The sequence below is a fragment of the Agromyces sp. MMS24-K17 genome (assembly GCF_043950245.1).
In the GTDB taxonomy this organism is placed as follows: Bacteria; Actinomycetota; Actinomycetes; order Actinomycetales; family Microbacteriaceae; genus Agromyces.
On record NZ_CP171640.1, the window covers coordinates 3,835,498 to 3,856,236 of the forward strand.

A 20,739-nucleotide genomic window follows, 5' to 3' on the forward strand; every position below is an offset into this window, starting at 1 on the left:
GGCATCCGCCTCACCGCGAGGAAGGGGGCGAGCGGTCGCCCGCCCCCTTCCTACTCCACGACTACTGGAGCGTGAAGCCCTGCTCGGTCGCGTACTTCTCGAGCGAGGCCTGCAGGTCGTCGAGCGCCTGGTCGGAGCTCTTGTCGCCCTGCACCATCGCGGCGAGCTGCTCGGTGAGCTGGTCGTACGCGTAGTTCTGGAACGGGCTGAAGGTGAAGCCGGTGTAGCCGGCCGCGGCGTCGAGGAAGACGTCGTTGTTGATCTGCTGGCCGCCGAAGAACGGGTACTCCAGGTTGCGGAAGTAGTCCGACTCGAGGATCGGCTTCCACAGCGGGAACAGCGCGGCCTGCTCGATGCCGATCTTCCACGCCTCCTCGGTGCCGAAGACCTCCTTGGCGACGACCGCGGCCGCCTCCTTGTCCTTCGCCTGGCTGGTCACCGCGAAGGTCGAGCCGCCCCAGTTGATCTGGACGGGGTTGGCCGGGTCCCACTGCGGCACCGGAGCGGCCTGCCACACGGCGTCGGAGTCGGCGTCGGCGAGGCCCGAGAGGTAGCCGGGGCCCCAGGCCGCGGCGACGTAGATGGCGTACGAGCCGTCGACGAGCTTGGTGTTGTAGTCGGCGGTGAACGCGTCGTCGGTGGCGACGAGGCCCTTCTTCACCAGGTCGTCCCAGTACGCGAGCACCGACTTGGAGCCCTCGTCGTTGACGTCGATCGCGATGTCGGTCGGCTTGGCGCTGTCGTACGTGAAGGGCACCGAGCCGGCCTGGGCGAAGAGCGCCTGGTTGTAGGCGCGGCCGTTGGTCGGGAAGTCGGCGAGGACGCCGGGGGCGCCCGCGTCCTTCAGGGCCTGCGCGGCGGCGGCGAACTCGTCCCACGTGGTGGGCACCGGGATGCCGTACTGGTCGAGGATGTCCTTGCGGTACAGCATGCCCATGGGGCCGCCGTCGACCGGGATCGCGTAGACGGCCGAGCCGCTCGAGACGTCCTTCCAGGCACCGGCGGTGTAGTCGTCCTTGACATCGTCGGCGCCGTACTCGGTGAGGTCGACGAGGCCGTCGCGGATGGAGAAGCTCGACAGCACCTCCGACTCGAGCATGATCACGTCGGGTGCACCCGAGCCCGCCTCGAGGGCGGTCGAGAACTTGGTGTACTCGTCGTTGCCCTGGCCGGCGTTGGTCCAGCAGATCTGGACGTCGTCGTGCGTGTTGTTGAAGAGGTCGACGACCTCCTCGAACGCGGGGTACCACGCCCAGACGCTCACCTGGGTGGCGTCCTTGTTCACGATCTTGTTGGTGCAGGAGGCCTCGTCCGAGGCTCCGGCGGAGCAGCCGGTCAGTGCGGCCGCTGCGACGGCGACGACGCCGGACGCGGCCAGGAGCTTCCTCTTCATTGCTGTGGTTTCCTCTCGCGGTGTATCGACACCGTTGTCTGGCGATGGGCTCGTGCCGAGCGCGAGAGGGGGTGCTCCGCGCTGAGTCCGAGTCTTGTACAACGTTGTAAGTAAACGTTGTAGAGGTATCTAAACCGAACGGATGCGCGCCTGTCAAGGCCGGGGTCGGATGACCCGGCCGTTCGTCCACTCGCCCCTCGCTCAGGCCCGGCCCGCGGGCACCTCCGCAGGCCGCCGGGCCGCCGCCGCGAACGCGTCCGCCACCGGCGTGCGACGGCGCTCGAGGCCGGTCGGCGACTCGACGAGCTCGTACAGGCCCATCGAGAGGCGGTGGTCCGCCCGCGGTCCGGAGCCGTGGCGGTACGTCCACTCGTACATGTCGAACAGCGGCCACCACGTGTACCCGACGACGTCGACGCCCTCGGCGCGCAGGCGATCGACCTCGGCGACGGATGCCCCGAGCCAGTCGATGCGCTCGGCCACGGTCCCCGTCACGCAGGTCTCGGTCACCATGACCGGCGCGCCGTACCGTCGCCCGTACTCGACGAGCATCTCGCCGAGGCCGGCCGCGCCGTCGTCGCGGGTCGGCCGCGGGTCGGCGAAGCCGCCGCCATGGCGGACCCCCGCCTCGAACACCTCGGTCGAGTGCCGCGGGTAGTAGTTCACGCCCATGACGTCGGGTCGGGCGGGGCGTGCGGCGAGGTCGGCGAGCACCCGCTCGTCGGCCCCGTTCCGCAGGAGCATCTCGAGCAGCGGATGCCCCGCCCCGACGCTTCCCGTCACGAGGTCCTCGACGAGGAAGGCCTGGTGCCGCAGCCGTTCGGCGGTCTCCCGGTGCTCCGGCGCATCGATCGCGCCGACGTAGCGCATCGAGGCATCCACGTGCACGAAGGTCGCCCGCTCCCCCAGCACCTCGCGGATGCCGTGCTGGGTCGCCTGGAACCCGTCGGCGATCGCGAGGGCCAACCGCACCGCGCCCGCCTCGCCCTGCAGGTAGGGCGGCCAGTACCCGTACTCGCCGCAGAAGAGCACGTGGATCATCGGCTCGTTCACCGGCGTGTAGTCGGTGACGAGGTCGGCGTACCGCTCCGCCGCCGCCACCGCGTACTCGGCCACCCGCTGCGGGTAGTCGGGCGCCGCGAACTGCCCCTCCAGCCACAGCGGCGTGCCGTAGTGCAGGAGGTCGATGACGGGACGGATGCCGAGCTCGACCATGCGGCCGATCACCCGATCGGTCCACGCCCAGTCCCAGCGGCCGGGTTCCGGGTTCACCCGGTGCCAGGGGATGCCCCAGCGCAGGAACTCGGCCCCGACCTCCGCGGCCAGGTCGAGGTCGCCGCGCCAGTTCGCGTAGTGCTCGGTGAGCTCGTACTCGTCGATCGACCGGAGGCCGGGGCCGCCCTGCGGGACGAACGTGTTCTCGATGCCGAGCCCGAACCGCAGCGGCCCCTCGGTGTACCAGTTGTGCAACGGATGCCTCATTTCAGGCCGGTCGACGCGACGCTCTCGATGAAGCGGCGCTGGACGAGGAGGAACATGATCGCGAGCGGGAGCACCGCGATGAGGGAGCCGGCCATCATGACGCCCTGCGGGATGATCCCGCCGGGACCGGTCAGCAGGGTGAGGCCGGAGGTGATGGTGCCCATCTCGACGTCGGTGGTGAAGACGAGAGGCCAGAGCAGGTCGTTCCAGTTGTTGACGAAGGTGAAGATGGCGAGCGTGAGCAGCGCCGGCTTCGCGTTCGGCAGCACGACGCTGCGGAAGATGCGCCACTCGGATGCCCCGTCGAGGCGCGCGGCATTGTCGAGGTCGCGCGGCAGCGAGAGGAAGAACTGGCGGAGGAAGAAGATGCCGAACGCGTCGGCGGCGCGCGGCGCGATGAGGCCCGCGAACGTGTTCACCCAGCCGAGGTCGCTCACGAGTTGGTAGATGGGGATCAGCGTCGCCTGGAACGGGATCATGAGGCTCGCGATGATCGCGACGAGCAGCACCCGGTTGCCCCGGAAGTCCAGGCGGGCGAGCGCGTACGCCGCGAGCGAGTCGAACAGCAGGGCGAACGCGGTGACGCCGCCCGCGAAGACGAAGCTGTTCAGCACGAGGCGGCCGAAGGGCAGCTCGTCGAAGATCGCGGTGAAGTTGTCGAGCGTCCACGTCTCGGGCAGCAGGGTGGGCGGATAGGCGTTCACCTCGGCGACCGGCTTGAACGCGGTGAACGCGATGATCGCGATCGGCAGCAGCACGAAGGCCGAGGCGGCCAGCGCGGCGATGAGGAGGAGCACGCTGGCGGCCCTCCCCGGGCGGCGCCGGGGTCGGCGCGCGGGACGGCGCGCGTCGCGGCGCGCGGCGCGGACTGCGTCGGCGGACCGCATCGTCGCCGAGGGCGGACGGGTCGTGAGCGAGGTCATTGCGCGTCCTTCTCTCGACGGCTGAAGAATCGGAACTGGACGAGGCTGAGCACGAGCGTGATGAGCAGCAGCACGTACGAGAGCGCCGAGGCGAAGCCGAGCTCGAGCTTCTTGAAGCCCGACGTGTAGATCTCCATGACCACGGTCTGGGTCGTGCCGTACGGGCCGCCGCCGGTCATCACGTAGATCTGGTCGAACGCCTGCAGCGCGGCGATGAGCGCGACGATCATGACGAACGCGAGCGTGTTGCCGAGCATCGGCAGCGTGATGTGCCGGAACCGCTGCCACGCGGTGGCCCCGTCCACGCGGGCCGCCTCGTACAGCGAGGCCGGGATCTCCTGGAGGCCCGCGATGAAGATCACCAGGTAGAAGCCGAAGCTCTTCCACACGGCGACGAGGGCGACGGTCGGCATGGCGAGCGCCGGATCCTGCAGGACGTTGCCGAGCTGGATCCCGAACGCACGCAGCCAGTGGTTGAGCAGGCCGATCTGCGGGTCGAGCAGGTACGACCACGCGAAGGCGGCCACCGCGAGCGACACGATGAACGGGAGGAAGAGCGCCGTACGGAACGCACCCCGTGCCGGCAGCCGGCGGTGGTTGACCAGCAGCGCCAGGAGCAGCGCCGCGATGATCGCGGTCGGGGTGAACAGCACCGCGTAGTAGGCGGTGTTGCCCATCGCCTGCAGCACGTCGGGGTCGGTGAAGACGCGGACGTAGTTGTCGAGGCCGACGAACTCCTCCTTCCCGAAGCCGGAGGCGTCGGTGAACGAGAGCCTGAGCGCCGACAGCATCGGCCAGGCCACGAAGACCGTGAGGATGACGAGGGCGGGGGCGAGGAAGGCCAGCGCGATGAGCGAGGTTCGCCTCGTCGACCCGACGGGCGTTCGGCCGCCCAGTTGGGGTGCCGGACGGTACCGGCGTTGCGTGATGCTCGACATGTGGTTCTCCAGGGGCCGCGGACGGGTTCGCCCGCGGCCCCGATCGGGTTCGGTGCGGCGGAGGGCGGCCGACGCTACTCGAGCGCCGCCTGCACCTCGTCCTGTGCCGCGGGCAGCAGGTCGTCGAGGTCCTCGCCCGCGACGGCGCGCTGGGTGAGGTCGTCGACCGCGTCGAGGACGTCGACGCTGTTCACGACGCCGGGCAGGAGCGCCCGACTGGTCGGGGCGATCTCCGTGAGCGCGACGACGGTCGGGTTCTCCGCGACGGCGTCGGCCGGGACATCCGTGCGCAGCGGGGGCCAGCCGGAGCCGAGCGACCACTGGGTCGCGACGTCGAGGTCGAAGAAGTACGAGAAGAACGCCTCGGCGCCCGCGGTCTCGGCCTCGCCGGCCTGCGCGGTGACGCCCATCGCCACGCCGATGGCGGAGGCGGCCTGCGCCTCCGGCCCGGCGGGGACGGCCGCGATGCCGTAGTCGATGCCGCTGTCGGTCGCGATCGACGCCATCCAGGGACCGCCGACGTGCATCGCGGCCTTGCCGGAGCTGAACAGCTCGTCGGCGCCGATGCCGTCGAGGCCGGTGGGCGAGATCTTGCCGTCGCGGATCGCCGACACCCAGTACTCGAGCGCCTCGCGGTTCGCGTCGGAGTCGATGACCGCCGTCTCCGCGTCCTCGACGAGGTCGCCGCCTGCGCCGTAGAACAGCGTCGGCCACAGCCCGTTCGCCACCGTGTCGTGGTCGGGCAGCGCGAGCCCGTACTGCTCGGGCGTGCCATCTCCGTCGGCGTCGACGGTGAGCTGCTCGGCCGCGGCGCGCCACTCGTCCCACGTCTCCGGGAACTCGGTGATGCCGGCGGCCGCGAAGAGCGCCTTGTTGTAGAAGACCGAGAGCGGCACGAAGCCGGTCGGCACACCGTAGGGCGCGCCGTCGACGGTGACCATGTCGACGGCCTGCGGGTTCAGCGCCTCGGTGTTGCTGCCGTCGCTGCCGTACCAGTCGCCCAGGTCGACGAATGCGCCGCGGTCGGCGTAGACCGGCAGTCGCTCGGCGGGCATCGCGACGAGGTCGGGGCCCTCGTCGGCGGAGAGGGCGGGCAGCAGCGTGTCGTCGATCACGGCCCAGGTCTTCACCTCGGTGGTGATCTCGACCTCGTCCTGCGAGGCGTTGAAGTCGTCGACGATCTGCTGCAGCACCTCGCCGTCGGCCTCGGTGTAGCCGTGCCAGAAGGTCAGCTCGACCGGGCCGTCGGATGCCTCGGGCGCACCGCCGGTGCACCCGGCCAGGGCGAGCACGGCGGCCGCGCCGAGGCTCGCCAGCGCGAGGGTTCGTTTCATGGGGCACTCCTTCGTGTCGGCCGGGGACGGGGCGTCTGCCGGCTCGGTTCCATGCCGTAGGTAATCGATGTAGGTAATCGATGTAAGAGACAGTATGAACATCGCGGCGGCACGCGTCAAGCCTGCGGAATTCCGGGTATTACATCGATGTACGATGAGACGGCCGAAGGGAGGGCGGATGACCGCCACGATGCAGGACGTCGCTCGCCTCGCCGGCGTGTCGACGAAGACGGTCTCGAACGTCATCAACGCGCGGCCGTACGTCTCGGAGGAGACACGGGTCAAGGTCGAGGCCGCGATCGACGCCCTCGACTACAAGCTCAACCTCGCCGCGCGGAACCTCCGCTCCGGCCGGAGCGGCGTGATCGGCCTCGCCGTGCCGAGCCTGACCGTCGCGTACTTCGCGGAACTCGCCGAGGCGACGATCGCCGCAGCCGAGGAGCACGGCCTCGTCGTGCAGATCGAGCGGACCGGCAGCGCCGAACGGGAGCGCGCCCTCCTCGACAGCCCCAGGCTCCAGCACATCGACGGGCTCATCCTGAACCCCATGGACCACGGCGCCGAGGAGCTCGAGGGCGTGGAGCTCTCGGTGCCCACCGTCGTACTCGGGGACCACCCCGTGGGCGGCGCCGCCGTGCACGTCAGCACCGACCAGCGGGCCGCCGCCGAACTCGCCACCGAGCACCTGCTCCTCACCGGGCGGCGTCGCATCGCCGCCATCGGCGCCCGCAGCGCCGACACCAGGGGCTCGGCCGCGCTCCGGTTCGAGGGGTACCGCGCCGTGCTCGAGCGGGCCGGGATCGCCGTGGAGCGCAACCTCGTCGCCGAGGCCGACCCGTGGACCCAGGTCAACGGCGCCGCCGCGATGCGGGAGCTGCTCGGGCGCGGCGCCCGGTTCGACGCCGTCTTCGCGTTCAACGACAGCCTCGCGCTCGGCGCCATGCGCGCGCTCGACGACGCGGGCCTGCACGTGCCGAGCGACATCGCGGTCATCGGCATCGACAACATCGCGGAATCGGCCTACTCGATCCCGAGCCTCAGCACCGTCGACCTCGGCGGCCGGCGGATCGCCGAGACGGCGGTCGCCGCGCTCGCCGAGCAGGTGCGCTCGAACGAGCGACCGGCGCCGCGCCGGGTGCTCGTCGACTTCGGGCTCGTCGTGCGGGAGTCGACGGGGCGCTGAGCCGGGCACCGGCTCCCCCAGCGCCGTTCGGGCGACATCGCCACACGAGGTCGCGGGAATGGTCGCTTTCGGGCCGCGAGAGCGACGATTCGGGCGACCTCGCGGGTCAGCCGCGGGTCAGCCGGGCGTCAGCCGGGCGTCAGCCGGGCGTCAGCCGGCGACGGGGGCGTGGGCGGGAGCCGACTCGCGCTCCTCGATACGGAAGTCGGAGAGCAGGAGCCTGGGCGCGACCGTGTCGGCGCGGCCCGCGATGCGCTCGAGGAGCGTCGCGACGGCGGTGCGGGCGATCCAGTCCTGGCCCGGATGCACCGTGGTGAGGCTCGGGATCGAGTACTGCGCCTCGTCCAGGTCGTCGAAGCCGATCACCGCCACGTCGTCGGGCACGCGGCGGCCGGACTCCTGCAGCACCCGCATCGCGCCGAGCGCCAGGGTGTCATTCAGGCCGAACACCGCGTCGAACTCGGCACCGCTCGCGAGCAGCTCGCGCATGGTGCGGGCGCCGTTGGCGCGATGCCAGAGCGTGGTGTGGCCGATGATCGACGGGTCGAACGGGATGCCGGCCGCGTCGAGCGCCTCCCGGTAGCCCTGCAGGCGGAGGCCGGCCGAGCCGATGACCTCGCCCTCGTGGGCGCCGACGATCGCGATGCGCCGTCGACCGCTCGCGAGCAGGTACTCCGTCGCCGCCCGGGCCGCGGCGACGTTCTGCATCGTGACGTGGTCGGCCGGGCCGTCGAAGATGCGCTCGCCGAGCACGACGAGCGGATACGGCACCCGGAGCTCGTCGACGTCGTCCTGGGACATGCCGAGGGGGCTGAAGATGAGTCCGTCGGTGAGCTTCAGGCGCGGGCTCTTCAGCAGCTCGAGCTCGCGGGTGCGGTCGCCGTCGGTCTGCTCGACGAGCACGACCACGCCCGCGTCCTCGGCGGCCGCGATCACCGCGGCGGCGAGTTCGGCGAAGTAGCTGAGGCCCAGGTCGGGGATCGCCAGGGCGATCGCGCCCGTGCGCCCGGAGCGCAGGCTCCGCGCCGTGAGGTTCGGCGTGTAGCCGAGCTCGGCGATGGCCTGCTCGACGCGGGCGCGCGTCTCGGGCCGGATGTGCGGGTAGTCGTTGATGACGTTGGAGACGGTCTTGATCGAGACGCCGGCCAGGCGCGCGACGTCGTGCAGCGTCGATGCCATGCCGTTCCTCCACTCGTGGATGCCCGCCGACTTCGGTCGGGACGCCCAACTCTACAACGTTGTACTCAGCTTCGGGCAGTCCCGCCATCGAGGGGTGGATCCGAGGCGTCGACGCCCGGTGCACCGCCCTCCCCGGCCGGGCCAGCGGGCGACTCCCCCGCGTCGACCGACCGCCGGCGCGCTCGACGCGGCGGCGTGACGTGCGCCTGCGCCTCCGCGCCGGCCCGCTCGGCCGCCCGGGCCGCCCACGCCAGGCGCTCGCGCTCGAGCGGAACCGCGAGCACCGCCCAGACGAGGAGCGCGGCCCCTGCGCCCACCAGCAGTCCGCCGAGGGTATCGGTCACCCAGTGCACGCCGAGGTACGTGCGGCTGATCGCCATCAGCACGGTGTACGCGGCACCCGCGATCCACACCCATGCGCGCGGCACGATGACGCCGAGGGCGACCGCGATGGTGGCGGCATTCGCCACGTGCCCTGACGGGAATGAGCCGAAGTCGGACGTGACCAGCATGTCCGGCGGCCGCTCGCGCGCGAAGAACTCCTTCAGGAGCTGCACGATCAGGGCGCTCAGCGCCGAGGCCAGCACGAAGTAGAGCGCGGCCCACGGCCGGCGCAGCACGAGCAGCAGCGCGGCGGTGCCGAGCGGGATCACGATGACGCCCATGAGCCCGCCACCGAGCCAGTTCATGAATCCCGCGACCACGTCGCCGAACGGGCCGCGCAGCGTGAGGACCTCCTCGGCCCACTCCTCGTCGATGCCCATCGGGAGGCCGGCGTTGCGCACCATGATGAGCAGGCCGATCGCGAACGCGAAGAGGAGGCACACGAGCCCCGCGATGATCGGCACCCGGCGGCGGAACCGCAGGACGCGCTCGTGCCGCTCCTGGGGCGCCAGCTCCCCCTCGGGCCGCTCCCGCGCCGCCTCGCCCCGCGCCATCATGCGCCAACCCTACTGAGCGGATGCCCCGCCCCGGGTCATCCGCCCCGCCGCGCCGTGCGCCCGAGGCATCCGCCCCGCGACGCAGACGGCCGCCCCCGCCAGGGCCGATCGTGCCGTGCAGGCACGTCGACACCGGGCGAGGGCGGCCGAGTGGAGGGAAGGGTCAGTTCTTCGCGATGGCGGGGAACGTCGTCTTCGCCCAGTCCGGCCAGGTGACGACCGGCTTGGCTGCGGCCGGAGCGGTGCCCGCCTCGGCTCCCGCCGCTTCCTGCCCGGTCGCCGCCCGGAACGCCGTCAGGCTGCTGTACTGGGCGGTGCCGTTCTTCGCGGTGTTGAACTTGAACGGGGACGCCGGGCTGCTCCCGGTGCGGACGTACTTGTTGCCGTTCGCCGTGTTGCCCTGATCCGCCCAGCTCCGCGCGCCGGTGTAGTCCTGCGACCAGAGCAGCGGCGTCGCGTTCGTGCCGATCATGGTGTTCCCGATCACCTGGATCTGGGTGTTCAGCCAGGGCATCGTGGCGTCGGGCGCCGGGAACCGGCTGTCGACGCCGTAGTGTCCGTTCACGGGCACGCGGTTGTCCTGGAGGATCACGATGTTCCCGTCACCGCTGCCCGAGACGACGTTGCCCGTGAGGATCGACTGGGTCCCGTCGTTGATCAGGAACCCGTGGCCCGCGTTGTCCTTCACCAGGTTCCCGGAGAAGATGCCGCGCGACGAGATCTCGAAGAAGATCCCGTGGTTGCCGTTGCCCTGGACCCGGGTCCCGGTGATCGCGACCTGGAAGCAGGAGACGTCGAACCAGATGCCGGTGCCGCCGTTGTCGGTGAAGTCCGAGTTCGTGATCGTGACGCCTCGGGACCGGTTCATCTTGAAGCCGCCGGCGGACGGGGCCATGTTGAAGTGCTCGGTGTTGTTCCCCGCGACCTTCACGGTGTCCACCGTCGCGTTGTCGGCCTTGTTCGAGTTGATGCCGAGCATCCCGGAGTTCTCGACCGTCACGTTCCGGAGGGTGACCCCGGCGTTGCCGAGGAAGAGGCCGGTGGTGGCGGACTCGCTGATGAGCACGTTCTCGAGGGTCGCCTTGGTCGACTCGAGGGTGACGGTGCCCATGTCGGGGTTGGACGTGGAGTACCGGCGGATCCCGATGCCGCGGACGGTGACGCTGTCGGCGCGGATCTCCAGCGCCCGGGAGGTGTCGCCCGAACGGACCGTCTGCCCGGTCGGGTCGGTGCCCACGACGAGCGCGTGGTTGGCGTCGTCCACCCAGAAGGTGCCCGCGACGACCTGGGCACGCGACTGGACCTCACGGAGCTCGCTGCCGTTCACGTACGTCTGGTCGGGGTGCGCCGCCATCGGGTAGCTCGCGTTCACGAAGCCCCAGTTCCCTGCGGTGTTGTCCGGGGCCCCCTTGGTGAAGGTGGGGCTGGCGTCGAGGGCGACGTTCCAGTTGTCGTGACGCCACGCGGTGCCGTCCTTCACCCACCCGGTGACCGGAACGGTTCCGTCCATCCAGACCGCCTCGCCGGGGTAGGCCTGGATGGTGATCCCCGCCTTGTAGACGGCGACGTCCTCGTGGTACTCGCCGCCGCGCATGACGACGGTGCCGCCGGCCGCGACGGCCGCGACGGCGGCCTTCAGCGTCTGGTAGGGGCTCGTGATGGTGCCGGTGCCGCCCGCCGCCGCCTTCGGGTCGACGAACTTCGCGCCGGCCGGGATCGGGTAGTTCGTCGTTCCCGGCTGCGCCGAGCCGGCGTTCGGGTTCAGCGTCTCGACCGCGGTCGGTGCGCCGGCCGCGCTACTGGGCGCGGTCGTCGGCGGCGTCGGGGTCGGCGTGGGCGTCGGCGTGGGGGTCGGCGTCGGCGTGGGCGTGACCGTCGCGGCCGCGACCTTCGCCGGCGTGCCGCCGGACCAGACCCGGTTCGTGTACCCGCCCTTGGCGTAGATCACGCCGACGTGGAGGTACTTTCCGGCATCGGCAGCCGTCGGGGTGTAGGACTTGTACGCCGTCCCCTCGACGACCTTCGACCAGCTGCCGCCGGGCGTTGCGGAGTCCGAGCGGTACCACTGGTACCAGACGACGTCCGGCGTGGGGGCCCAGTCGGAGCCGGTCTGGATGGTGAGCGGCTTCCCGACTTCGGGGGTTCCGGTGATGGTGGGCTTCTGCGTCCCGGTGAAGGTGACGGATGCCGCGGTCGCCGCCGTGCTGGTCGCCGTGGTCTTCTTCTGCGGGGCGGCGACCGCCGACTGCACGGCCAGGCCGGATCCCATCATCGCGCCGAGGGCGATGACGGTGCCGGCCGCGAGGCCGTAGCGACGGCGCGCCCGGCGGTTCCGGCGAGCCGAGGTGATGGCGGCCCTGGAGTGGGCCCTGGACTGGGACTGGTCTTCTGACGAATTCTGATTCTGCATGCTCTTCACAAAGCGCGCGCACGGTGGCAGCCGTGCGCGGCGCGGACCTCGATCTACTGGGGTTACATGGGGATCGTCCTGAGGACGGAGTCGGCAGTCTTTCACAGCGTTTCTGCACGACCCCTCACCTTTTCCTGAGAGATCCATGCAGGGTGATGCCGCGGCGGGCATGATGCGATAAAGGGACGCGTTTGCCCTGATCCGGGTGCATTTCCTCCGAATAGGGCGGAGATGGATGAACCGATTCAATCGCACCGCCGATCCGGACCGTCTCATCCGCGAGAAGCGGAGGGCAGGCAACGGGAGAGCGGGCCGGCCGACCCACCCGACCCGAGGCATCCGCCCGAGGCATCCACCCCCGCCAGCCGCCCCCCGCCAGCCGCCCAACGCCGGAACGCGGATGAGGAGGAACTCCGGCAGGTGCGGCGTGTCGCGACGCGACACGCCGGATGCCGGGGAATTCCTCCTCATCCGCGAAACGAGGGAAGGTGCGACGGTGCGGCGACGGGAAGAAGACGGGACGTCAGGCGCGACGCGGGAGCGCAGGTGGAGTCAGTCGGCGAGCGGCGGCACCGTCCGCGGGCGCACCAGCGCCCAGAGGGCGGTGATCGCCACGAGCGCGGCGAGCACCTGCACGAACGCCATCGGCACGGCGCTGCCGACGCCGAGCATGCCGATGAACGGCGAGATGATGCCCGCGAGGCCGAAGTTCAGCGCGCCGAGCAGCGAGGCCGCGGTGCCGGCCTCGGCGCCGTGGTTCGCGAGGGCGAGCACCTGCACGGCCGGGAACGAGAACCCGCACGCGGTGATGTAGACGAACAGCGGGATCGCGGTGCCCCAGAACCCGGCGCCGGCGGTGTCGAGGGTCATGATCGTCACGGCCATCGCGAGGTGCACGACGGTGGTGCAGGCGAGGATCCACTGCGGCGGCACCGGACCGCGCATGAGGCGCGAGCTGGTCTGCACGCCGATGATGATGCCGACGGAGTTGACGCCGAAGAGCAGGCCGTACTGCTGCGGCGTGAACGCGTAGACCTCCTGGAAGAGGAACGACGACGTCGACAGGTAGCCGAACAGGCCGGTGAACGTCATGCCGCCGACGATGGTCGCGCCGAGGTACACGCGGTCGCGGAACAGCGAGCCGTACCGCTGCCAGACGGTCGAGTGCCCGGAGGCGTGGCGGTTGGAAGCCGGCAGGGTCTCCTTGATCGCCATCGTGACGGCGAGCACGACGAACAGGCCGTAGAACGCGAGCACCCAGAACACGCCGCGCCAGTCCATCACGGTGAGCAGCTGCGACCCGATCACGGGCGCCAGCACCGGCGCGAGGCCGTTCACGAGCGCGAGCCGCGACAGCATCTTCACGAGCGGCTTGCCGCCGAAGAGGTCGCGCACCATGGCCATCGCGACGACGCCGCCCGCGGCCGCGCCGAAGCCCTGGAGGAGGCGGAAGACGACGAGCCAGGTGATGTCGGGCGCGAGCGCGGCGGCGACCGAGGCCGCGATGTGCAGGCTCGTCGAGAGGATGAGCGGGAGCCGGCGGCCGACCCGGTCGCTCCACGGGCCGACGATGAGCTGGCCGAATCCGAACCCGATCATCGTGCCGGTGAGGGTGATCTGCACGGCGGCGGCACTGATGCCGAACTCGTCCTGCAGCACGGGGAACGCGGGCAGGTAGAGGTCGACGGTGAACGGGCCGAGCGCGGTGAGGGCGCCGAGCACGAGCACGTAGACGAGCCGGCGGCGGCTCGAGAGGAGGTCGCCGGGGTGGGTCGGCTGGTGGCGGTCGTCGGGTCGGATGATCGGGATGGAGGCGGTCGACATGTGGTTCCCGGGGCGTGACGGAGGGCGTGCAAGTGCTGAGCATCATGCGGCGCGACTGCATCGGGCGCCGTGACGGCGGCGGCGCTCGCGGCGTCGCCGTGGGAATCGCCGGCCGCGGACCTCGGCCTCGAATCGATTCGACTCAGGTCAGTCTAGCGGCACCGCCCCCGGCGGACGCAAGTCGGAATGCCGGAATCGAAACGATTCAGTCGCCCGGTCCGAGCGGATCCTCGAGCAGCGCACCGAACGCGGCCTCGGCCGCGCCGATGAGGAGGCGATCCTCCCCCAGCGCGGCGACCCGCACCTCGACCGCCTCGGCCGCCGCCGGCATCGCCTGCGCCCGCACGGCGTCCTCCAGGGCCGTGGCATCGCCGGCCTCGACGGTCGCGACGGTCGCGAGGAACCCGCCCAGCACGACGAGCGAGGGGTTCAGCACGTTGATCGCATTCGCGAGCGCGGTGGCGAGGATGCGTCGCTGCCGCGCGAGCTCCGCCCCGACCTCGGGAGCGCCGCCCGAGGCCAGCGCCTCGACGAGCGCGGCCGCAAGCGTCGGCTCGTCGGCGTGGTCGAGCCCGGCGACCTCGAGCAGGCGCGCCCGGCTCACCTCGTCCTCCAGCACGCCGCCCTCGGCGCGCCGGTCGTCGGCCGAGGCGATGCCGGGACGGTTCTGCCCGAACTCCCCCGCGTACCCTCCGGCACCGCCGACGGGCCGGCCGCCGACGACGAGCCCGCCGCCGATGCCGCTCGCGCCGCCGTTCAGGTAGACGAGGTCGTCGACGCCGCGGCCGGCGCCGAACAGGTGCTCGGCGACCACGCCGAGGGTGGCGTCGTTGCCGACGACGACCGGGAGGCCGGTCGCGGTCTCGACGAGGGTGCGGAGCGGGGCATCCCGCCAGCGCAGGTGGGGCGCGAAGCGCACGAGTCCGTCGGAGACGCGCACGAGCCCCGGCACCGCCAGGCCGATCGCTACGACCCGGCCGCCGGCGAGCGGTCCGCCGAGCCAGCGGCGGATGGCGACGGAGACGAGCGCGGCGGTCTCCTCGGGGGTGACGAGGTGGTCGACCTCGATGCGCTCGCGCACCGGGATGCGGCCGTCGAGCCCGACGGCGGCGATCGTGACGGCGTCGACCTCGGGGTTCACCGCGATGGCGACGACGCCGGGATCGGCGGCGATGACGGGCGACGGGCGCCCCACCCGGTTGGTCGGGTCCGGCGGCCGCTCCTCGACCAGGCCGAGGTCGACGAGCTCGGAGGCGAGCGTCGCGACGGTGGAGCGGTTGAGGCCGGTCTCGGCGGTGAGGCGGGCGCGCGACATCGGCCCCTCGAGGTGGACCAGGCCGAGGAGCTTGGCGAGGTTGCGGCGGTGGACGCCGTCGAAAGTTCCCGCTCGATCAGACACGCCACGAGTCTATGGGCGCGCGCCGCATTTGTTGCGCTTGACCGCAAATCAATCGGGACGTATATTCGAGGCGTCCCAGATCACTTTCGACGTTGAGATCGAAATTTTCGAGAGGTTCAATGATGAACAGACGCAGCACCAAGCTCGTCGCACTGGGGGCGGGCGCCGTGCTCGCCGCCGTGACCCTCGCCGGCTGCAGCCCGGCGGGCGACGACGGCGACGACGGCGACGTCACGCTCACCTGGTGGCACAACGCCACCTCCGGCCCGCTCCCCGCGGTCTGGGAGGAGGTCGCCACCGACTTCGAGGCATCCCACCCCGGCATCAAGGTCGAGCAGACCGGCTACCAGAACGAGGAGCTCCAGCGCACCCTCATCCCCAACGCCCTCGCCTCGGGCGACGCGCCCGACCTGTTCCAGGTCTGGCCGGGCGGCGAACTGCGCACGCAGGTCGAGAACGGCTACCTCATGCCGCTCGACGACGCGATCCCCGACACCATCAGCAGCGTCGGCGCGACCGTGAACCCGTGGCAGGTCGACGGCAAGACGTACGGCATCCCCTTCACCTTCGGCATCGAGGGCTTCTGGTACAACACCGACCTGTTCGAGCAGGCCGGCGTCACCGAGGCCCCCGCCACCCTCGACGACCTGAACGCCGCGGTCGAGCAGCTCCGCTCCACCGGCGCCGCCCCCATCGCCGTCGGCGCGGGCGACAAGTGGCCGGCCGCGCACTGGTGGTACCAGTTCGCGCTGCACTCCTGCTCGCCCGAGACGCTGCAGGCCGCCGAGACCGAGTACGACTTCAGCGACGACTGCTGGGTCGAGGCCGGCGAGCAGCTCGATGCGTTCATCAAGACCGAGCCGTTCCAGGAGGGCTTCCTCGGCACCCCCGCCCAGCAGGGCGCGGGCAGCTCGGCGGGCCTCGTCGCCAACGGCCAGGCCGCGATGGAGCTCATGGGCCACTGGAACGCGGGCACCATCGGCGGGCTCACCGCCGACCAGCAGGTCCCCGAGTTCCTCGGCTGGTTCCCCTTCCCCGGCATCGAGGGCGCCGCCGGCGACCCGACCGCCGCGCTCGGCGGCGGCGACGGCTTCGGCTGCTCCGCCGAGGCGCCGCCGGAGTGCGCCGAGCTGCTCGAGTACGTCATGAGCGAAGAGGTCCAGAAGAAGTTCGCCGCCTCCGGCTCGGGCATCCCGACCGTCCCCGCCGCGATGGACTCCCTCGAGGACCCGAACCTCAAGGCCGTGGCCGAGGGCCTCTCGAAGGCGTCGTTCGTGCAGCTCTGGCTCGACACCGCGTTCGGCACCACCGTCGGCAACGCCATGAACGAGGGCATCGTGAACCTCTTCGCCGGCACCGGCACCCCGGAGGACATCGTCAAGAAGATGCAAGACGCGGCGGCCACCCTGTGACCTCCGCCGTCCAGCAGGCCGGGCCCGCGACCACCGCGGGCCCGGCCCCCTCCGCTCCCAGCCCCACCCCGGCGCCCCGGCGGCGCCGGACCCCCGGCGCCGTGCGCAAGCGGCTCGAGATCACCTTCTTCGCCGGGCCCGCGCTCCTCGTGTTCGCCGGGTTCGTGATCCTCCCGGTCGTGCTCGCGGCGGTCTACAGCTTCTACAACCTGCCGCCCGCGTTCCGGTGGGACGACCTCGCCGAGTCGGGGCGCTTCATCGGCTTCGACAACTACGTGCGGGCGCTCACCACGCCCGAGTTCATCCACGCGATCGGCAACAACTTCGCGATCCTCATCGCCTCCCTGCTGATCCAGGGCCCGATCGCCATCGGCGTGGCGCTGCTGCTCAATCGCCGCATGCGCGGGCGCAGCGTCTTCCGCCTCCTCATCTTCGTGCCGTACGTGCTCGCCGAGGTCATCGCCGGTCTCGCGTGGAAGCTCCTGCTCCAGCCGAACGGCGGCGTGAACGCCCTGCTCGAGGCCCTCGGGCTCGGCGCCTGGCAGCAGAACTGGCTCGCCGACCCGAACATCGCGCTGTGGACGCTGTTCGGCATCCTCACGTGGAAGTACACGGGCTTCGCGATCATCCTCATGCTCGCCGGCCTCCAGGGCGTGCCCGAGGAGCTGTCCGAGGCCGCCTCCATCGACGGGGCGAGCTGGTGGCAGATCCAGCGGCACATCACGATCCCGCTGCTCGGCCCGACCATCCGGATCTGGGCGTTCCTGTCGATGATCGGCGCCCTCCAGCTGTTCGACATGGTCTGGGTGACCGTCGCGCCGACCGTGCGCAGCATGGCCACCGAGACGATGGCGACCTACATGGTGCAGCAGGGCCAGTTCGCCGGCCAGCCGGGCTACGGCAGCGCCATCGCCGTCATCCTCTTCCTCATCTCCCTCGTCGTCGCGCTGCTCTACCAGCGCTTCGCCCTCCGCCGCGACCTCGCCGGCGCCGTCACCACCGGGGTGCGCTGACATGACCCTCACCTCCGCCATCACCACCGGCCGCCCGGGCCACGACCACGGCCTCGTCGCGGGCCGCCGGTTCGACTGGGGCCAGCCGTTCGTCTACCTCATCGCCCTCGTCATCTCGGCGCTCGCGATCGGGCCCGTGCTGTACGTCATCATCGGCGGCTTCCGCACGACCGGCGACCTGAACGCGAACCCGGCCGGGCTGCCCGACCCGTGGGTGTTCCAGAACTACGCCACCGTGCTGGGCTCGCAGCGGTTCTGGGGCAACGTGCTCGCGAGCATGATCCTCGCGTTCGCCACGACCGCCGGCGTCGTGATCCTCGGCATCATGGCCGCGTTCGTCATCGCCCGCTACCACTTCAAGGGTCGCCAGGCGCTGTACACGCTGTTCACCGCGGGCCTCATGTTCCCGCTGACCGTCGCCGCGCTGCCGCTGACCCTGATGCTGCGCACGATCGGGCTGAACGGCACGTACCTCGGCGTGATCATCCCGTCGATCGCGTTCGCGCTGCCGACGACGATCATCATCCTGGTGCCGTTCCTGCGGGCCATCCCCGACGAGCTCGAGGAGGCCGCCGCGATCGACGGGACGAGCCGCATCGGGTTCTTCTGGCGCATCCTGCTGCCCCTCGCGAAGCCCGGGCTCGTCACCGTCGGCGTGCTCGCCTTCGTCGGCAGCTGGAACGGCTACCTCCTCCCGCTGCTCGTGATCTCGACCGGCACCCTGCCGCAGGACCTCTGGCCCCTGCCGCTCGGCGTCACCCAGTTCTCGACGCAGTACTCGCAGGACACCGGCGCGGTGCTCGCGTACACCTCGCTCGCGATGATCCCGGCGCTGGTCTTCTTCCTCGCCGCCGAGAAGTACATCGTCGGCGGCCTCCAGGGTGCGGTGAAGGGATGACCGACGTGACCCTCACCGACGCCGCATGGCGCGATGCCGCCCGCCCGGTCGCCGAGCGCGTCGAGGCGCTGCTCGCCGAGCTCACCCTCGAGGAGAAGATCGCCCAGCTCCACGGCGTGTGGGTCGGCGCCTCAGCCGAAGGCGGCGACGTCGCCCCGAACCAGCACGAGATGAGCGGCGACGTCGACCTCGACGAGCTGCTCCCGAAGGGGCTCGGCCAGCTCACCCGACCGTTCGGCACCGCGCCGGTCGACCCGGGCCTCGGCGCGCTCTCGCTCGCCCGCACCCAGCGGCGCATCGTCGCGGAGAGCCGCCTCGGCATCCCCGCGCTCGCGCACGAGGAGTGCCTCGCCGGCTTCGCCGCCTGGGGCGCGACCGCCTACCCGGTGCCCCTGTCGTGGGCGGCGACCTTCGACCCGGCACTCATCGAGCGGATGTCCCGCCGCATCGGCGACGACCTGCGATCGGTCGGCGTGCACCAGGGCCTCGCGCCCGTGCTCGACGTCGTGCGCGATGCCCGTTGGGGCCGCGTCGAGGAGACCATGGGCGAGGACCCGTACCTCGTCGGCACCGTCGGCGCGGCGTACGTGCGCGGCCTCGAGTCGGCCGGCGTCGTGGCGACGCTCAAGCACTTCGTGGGCTACTCGGCGTCGAAGGCGGGCCGCAACCTGGCCCCCGTGTCGGTCGGGCCGAAGGAGCTCGCCGACGTGCTGCTGCCGCCGTTCGAGATGGTGCTCCGCGAGGGTCGGCCGCGGTCGGTCATGAACGCGTACACCGACCTCGACGGCGTGCCGACGGCCGCCGACGCGGCGCTGCTCACCGACCTCCTCCGCGACGTGTGGGGCTTCACCGGCACGGTGGTCGCCGACTACTTCTCGGTGGCCTTCCTGCACACGCTGCACGGCACGGCCGGCTCGCTCGGCGACGCCGCGGCGGCCGCGCTGGAGGCGGGCATCGACGTGGAGCTGCCGACGGTGCACGCCTTCGGCGCCCCGCTCGTCGCTGCCGTCGCCGACGGCCGGCTCGACGAGGCGGTGCTCGATCGCGCGCTGCGCCGCGTGCTCGCGCAGAAGGCCGAGCTCGGCCTGCTCGACGCCGGCTGGGATGCCACGCCGCCGGCGCTCGCGGGCCTGGGCGACTCGGCCGACGACACGGAGGCCGTGCGCGGCCTCGTCGACCTCGACCCGCCCGCGAACCGGGCGCTCGCGGCCGAGATCGCCGAGCGCGCGATCGTGCTGCTCCGCAACGACGGCACCCTGCCGTTCGGCGGCGGGGCGGGAGACGTATCCGGCGGTGCGGCAGCCGTCGCGCCGGCCCGGATCGCGGTCATCGGCCCGACGGCCGCCGACCGGTTCGCGGTGCTCGGCTGCTACGCCTTCCCGACGCACGTCGGCGTGCACCACCCCGAGTCGGGCGACGGCATCGCGCTGCCGACCCTGCTGGAGTCGGTGCGGGCCGAGTTCCCCGGCGCCGAGGTCGTGCACGTGCCCGGCACGGGCATCGACGACGGCGACACGTCGGGGTTCGCCGCGGCGATCGCCGAGGCATCCGCCGCCGACGTCGTGGTGCTCGCGCTCGGCGACCGGGCCGGGCTGTTCGGCCGCGGCACGAGCGGCGAGGGCTGCGACGCCGAGTCGCTCGCCCTGCCGGGCGCGCAGGCCGCGCTGCTCGAGGCCGTGCTCGACGCCGGCACGCCGACGGTGGTGACCCTCCTCGCGGGGCGGCCGTACACGCTCGGCACCGCACCCGACCGCTCGGCGGCGATCCTCGCGGCGTTCTTCGCCGGCGAGGAGGGCACGCGGGCGCTCGCGGGCATCCTGAGCGGGCGGGTCGCCCCGTCGGGTCGCCTGCCCGTGTCGGTGCCGGCCTCGGCCGGGGTCCACCCGTCGACGTACCTCGCCTCGCCGCTGGCGCGCGCGAACGGCGTCTCGAGCATCGACCCGACGGCCCGCTACCCGTTCGGCCACGGTCTGACGTACACGTCGTTCGAGTGGAGCGACTGGTCGGGCGACGAGGCGACGATCGGCACCGACGGCACCGCGACCGTGCGGCTGCGCGTGCGCAACACCGGCGAGCGCGCCGGCGTCGAGGTGGTGCAGCTGTACCTGCACGACCCGGTCGCGAGCGTCGTGCGCCCCGTGCAGCGGCTCATCGGGTTCGCCCGACTCGAGCTCGCGGCGGGCGAGGCGGCCGACGTGCGGTTCGTCGTGCCGGCCGACCTGGCCTCGTTCACCGGCCGCGACGGCGTGCGCATCGTCGAGCCGGGCGAGGTCGTGCTCGGCGCCGGCCGCTCCAGCGGCGACCTCGCGTTCACCCACCCGGTCGTGCTGACCGGGCCGGTGCGTTCGGTCGACCACACCCGGCGGCTCCACCCGGACGTCGCCGTCACCCCGGTCGCGTAATCCCGGGG

15 protein-coding genes are annotated in these 20,739 nt (G+C 71.7%); 5 read left to right on the plus strand and 10 right to left on the minus strand.

Going from position 1 to position 20,739, the window contains the following annotated elements; translation table 11 throughout:
- Nucleotides 1-61: 61 nt before the first annotated feature.
- The 5 genes from ACGGZK_RS17595 to ACGGZK_RS17615 form a co-directional block, all read right to left on the minus strand.
- Nucleotides 62-1,393: an ABC transporter substrate-binding protein gene (locus ACGGZK_RS17595; RefSeq protein WP_395243913.1), complete on the minus strand. Its 1,332-nt coding sequence runs from the start codon at nt 1,391-1,393 to the stop codon at nt 62-64.
- Between the two features lie 201 nt (nt 1,394-1,594).
- The gene (locus ACGGZK_RS17600; RefSeq protein WP_395243914.1) at nt 1,595-2,863 is read right to left on the minus strand and encodes a family 1 glycosylhydrolase; all 1,269 of its coding nucleotides are present in this window, start codon (nt 2,861-2,863) and stop codon (nt 1,595-1,597) included.
- Between the two features lie 8 nt (nt 2,864-2,871).
- Nucleotides 2,872-3,672 carry a carbohydrate ABC transporter permease gene (locus ACGGZK_RS17605; protein WP_395243915.1) on the minus strand — a complete coding sequence of 267 codons (801 nt, stop codon included), beginning with the start codon at nt 3,670-3,672 and terminating at the stop codon, nt 2,872-2,874.
- 122 nt (nt 3,673-3,794) lie between these two features.
- Nucleotides 3,795-4,736 (minus strand): carbohydrate ABC transporter permease, encoded by a 942-nt coding sequence (locus ACGGZK_RS17610; protein WP_395243916.1) that lies wholly within the window; start codon nt 4,734-4,736, stop codon nt 3,795-3,797.
- A 74-nt stretch (nt 4,737-4,810) separates the two neighbouring features.
- Entirely contained in the window at nt 4,811-6,070 is a 1,260-nt protein-coding gene (locus ACGGZK_RS17615) for an ABC transporter substrate-binding protein (RefSeq protein ID WP_395243917.1), read from the minus strand.
- Between the two features lie 178 nt (nt 6,071-6,248).
- Here ACGGZK_RS17615 and ACGGZK_RS17620 point away from each other — a divergent pair, with 178 nt between their 5' ends.
- Entirely contained in the window at nt 6,249-7,253 is a 1,005-nt protein-coding gene (locus tag ACGGZK_RS17620; RefSeq protein WP_395243918.1) for a LacI family DNA-binding transcriptional regulator, read from the plus strand.
- A gap of 150 nt (nt 7,254-7,403) precedes the next feature.
- On the opposite strand, the gene ACGGZK_RS17625 is transcribed toward ACGGZK_RS17620, so the two are convergent.
- From ACGGZK_RS17625 to ACGGZK_RS17645, 5 genes are all read right to left on the minus strand, one after another.
- The gene (locus ACGGZK_RS17625; RefSeq protein WP_395243919.1) at nt 7,404-8,432 is read right to left on the minus strand and encodes a LacI family DNA-binding transcriptional regulator; all 1,029 of its coding nucleotides are present in this window, start codon (nt 8,430-8,432) and stop codon (nt 7,404-7,406) included.
- A 65-nt stretch (nt 8,433-8,497) separates the two neighbouring features.
- Nucleotides 8,498-9,373, minus strand: a complete 876-nt coding sequence (locus ACGGZK_RS17630) for a phosphatase PAP2 family protein (RefSeq protein WP_395243920.1) — start codon at nt 9,371-9,373, stop codon at nt 8,498-8,500.
- A gap of 163 nt (nt 9,374-9,536) precedes the next feature.
- Complete coding sequence (locus ACGGZK_RS17635) at nt 9,537-11,783, minus strand: right-handed parallel beta-helix repeat-containing protein (protein WP_395243921.1); 2,247 nt, start codon at nt 11,781-11,783, stop codon at nt 9,537-9,539.
- A 552-nt stretch (nt 11,784-12,335) separates the two neighbouring features.
- Nucleotides 12,336-13,607: a multidrug effflux MFS transporter gene (locus tag ACGGZK_RS17640; RefSeq protein ID WP_395243922.1), complete on the minus strand. Its 1,272-nt coding sequence runs from the start codon at nt 13,605-13,607 to the stop codon at nt 12,336-12,338.
- A 205-nt stretch (nt 13,608-13,812) separates the two neighbouring features.
- Nucleotides 13,813-15,006 carry an ROK family protein gene (locus tag ACGGZK_RS17645; protein ID WP_395243923.1) on the minus strand — a complete coding sequence of 398 codons (1,194 nt, stop codon included), beginning with the start codon at nt 15,004-15,006 and terminating at the stop codon, nt 13,813-13,815.
- A gap of 122 nt (nt 15,007-15,128) precedes the next feature.
- On the opposite strand from ACGGZK_RS17645, the gene ACGGZK_RS17650 reads away from it, so the two are divergent.
- The 4 genes from ACGGZK_RS17650 to ACGGZK_RS17665 are packed head-to-tail and all read left to right on the plus strand — an operon-like array spanning nt 15,129 to nt 20,731.
- The gene (locus tag ACGGZK_RS17650; RefSeq protein ID WP_395243924.1) at nt 15,129-16,418 is read left to right on the plus strand and encodes an ABC transporter substrate-binding protein; all 1,290 of its coding nucleotides are present in this window, start codon (nt 15,129-15,131) and stop codon (nt 16,416-16,418) included.
- Entirely contained in the window at nt 16,415-17,431 is a 1,017-nt protein-coding gene (locus ACGGZK_RS17655) for a carbohydrate ABC transporter permease (RefSeq protein WP_395243925.1), read from the plus strand. Before ACGGZK_RS17650 ends, ACGGZK_RS17655 begins: the two co-directional genes overlap by 4 nt.
- A 1-nt stretch (nt 17,432) precedes the next feature.
- Nucleotides 17,433-18,329, plus strand: a complete 897-nt coding sequence (locus ACGGZK_RS17660; RefSeq protein WP_395243926.1) for a carbohydrate ABC transporter permease — start codon at nt 17,433-17,435, stop codon at nt 18,327-18,329.
- Entirely contained in the window at nt 18,326-20,731 is a 2,406-nt protein-coding gene (locus ACGGZK_RS17665) for a beta-glucosidase (protein WP_395243927.1), read from the plus strand. The genes ACGGZK_RS17660 and ACGGZK_RS17665 overlap by 4 nt, the downstream gene beginning before the upstream one ends.
- Nucleotides 20,732-20,739: the final 8 nt, after the last annotated feature.

Bases quoted from the DNA above. Each gene is read 5' to 3' on its own strand.
- ACGGZK_RS17650 (WP_395243924.1), top strand. From the start codon at position 15,129: ATGAACAGACGCAGCACCAAGCTCGTCGCACTGGGGGCGGGCGCCGTG.
- ACGGZK_RS17610 (WP_395243916.1), bottom strand. From the start codon at position 4,736: ATGTCGAGCATCACGCAACGCCGGTACCGTCCGGCACCCCAACTGGGC.
- ACGGZK_RS17640 (WP_395243922.1), bottom strand. From the start codon at position 13,607: ATGTCGACCGCCTCCATCCCGATCATCCGACCCGACGACCGCCACCAG.
- ACGGZK_RS17630 (WP_395243920.1), bottom strand. From the start codon at position 9,373: ATGATGGCGCGGGGCGAGGCGGCGCGGGAGCGGCCCGAGGGGGAGCTG.
- ACGGZK_RS17615 (WP_395243917.1), bottom strand. From the start codon at position 6,070: ATGAAACGAACCCTCGCGCTGGCGAGCCTCGGCGCGGCCGCCGTGCTC.
- ACGGZK_RS17635 (WP_395243921.1), bottom strand. From the start codon at position 11,783: ATGCAGAATCAGAATTCGTCAGAAGACCAGTCCCAGTCCAGGGCCCAC.
- ACGGZK_RS17625 (WP_395243919.1), bottom strand. From the start codon at position 8,432: ATGGCATCGACGCTGCACGACGTCGCGCGCCTGGCCGGCGTCTCGATC.
- ACGGZK_RS17620 (WP_395243918.1), top strand. From the start codon at position 6,249: ATGACCGCCACGATGCAGGACGTCGCTCGCCTCGCCGGCGTGTCGACG.
- ACGGZK_RS17665 (WP_395243927.1), top strand. From the start codon at position 18,326: ATGACCGACGTGACCCTCACCGACGCCGCATGGCGCGATGCCGCCCGC.
- ACGGZK_RS17595 (WP_395243913.1), bottom strand. From the start codon at position 1,393: ATGAAGAGGAAGCTCCTGGCCGCGTCCGGCGTCGTCGCCGTCGCAGCG.
- ACGGZK_RS17660 (WP_395243926.1), top strand. From the start codon at position 17,433: ATGACCCTCACCTCCGCCATCACCACCGGCCGCCCGGGCCACGACCAC.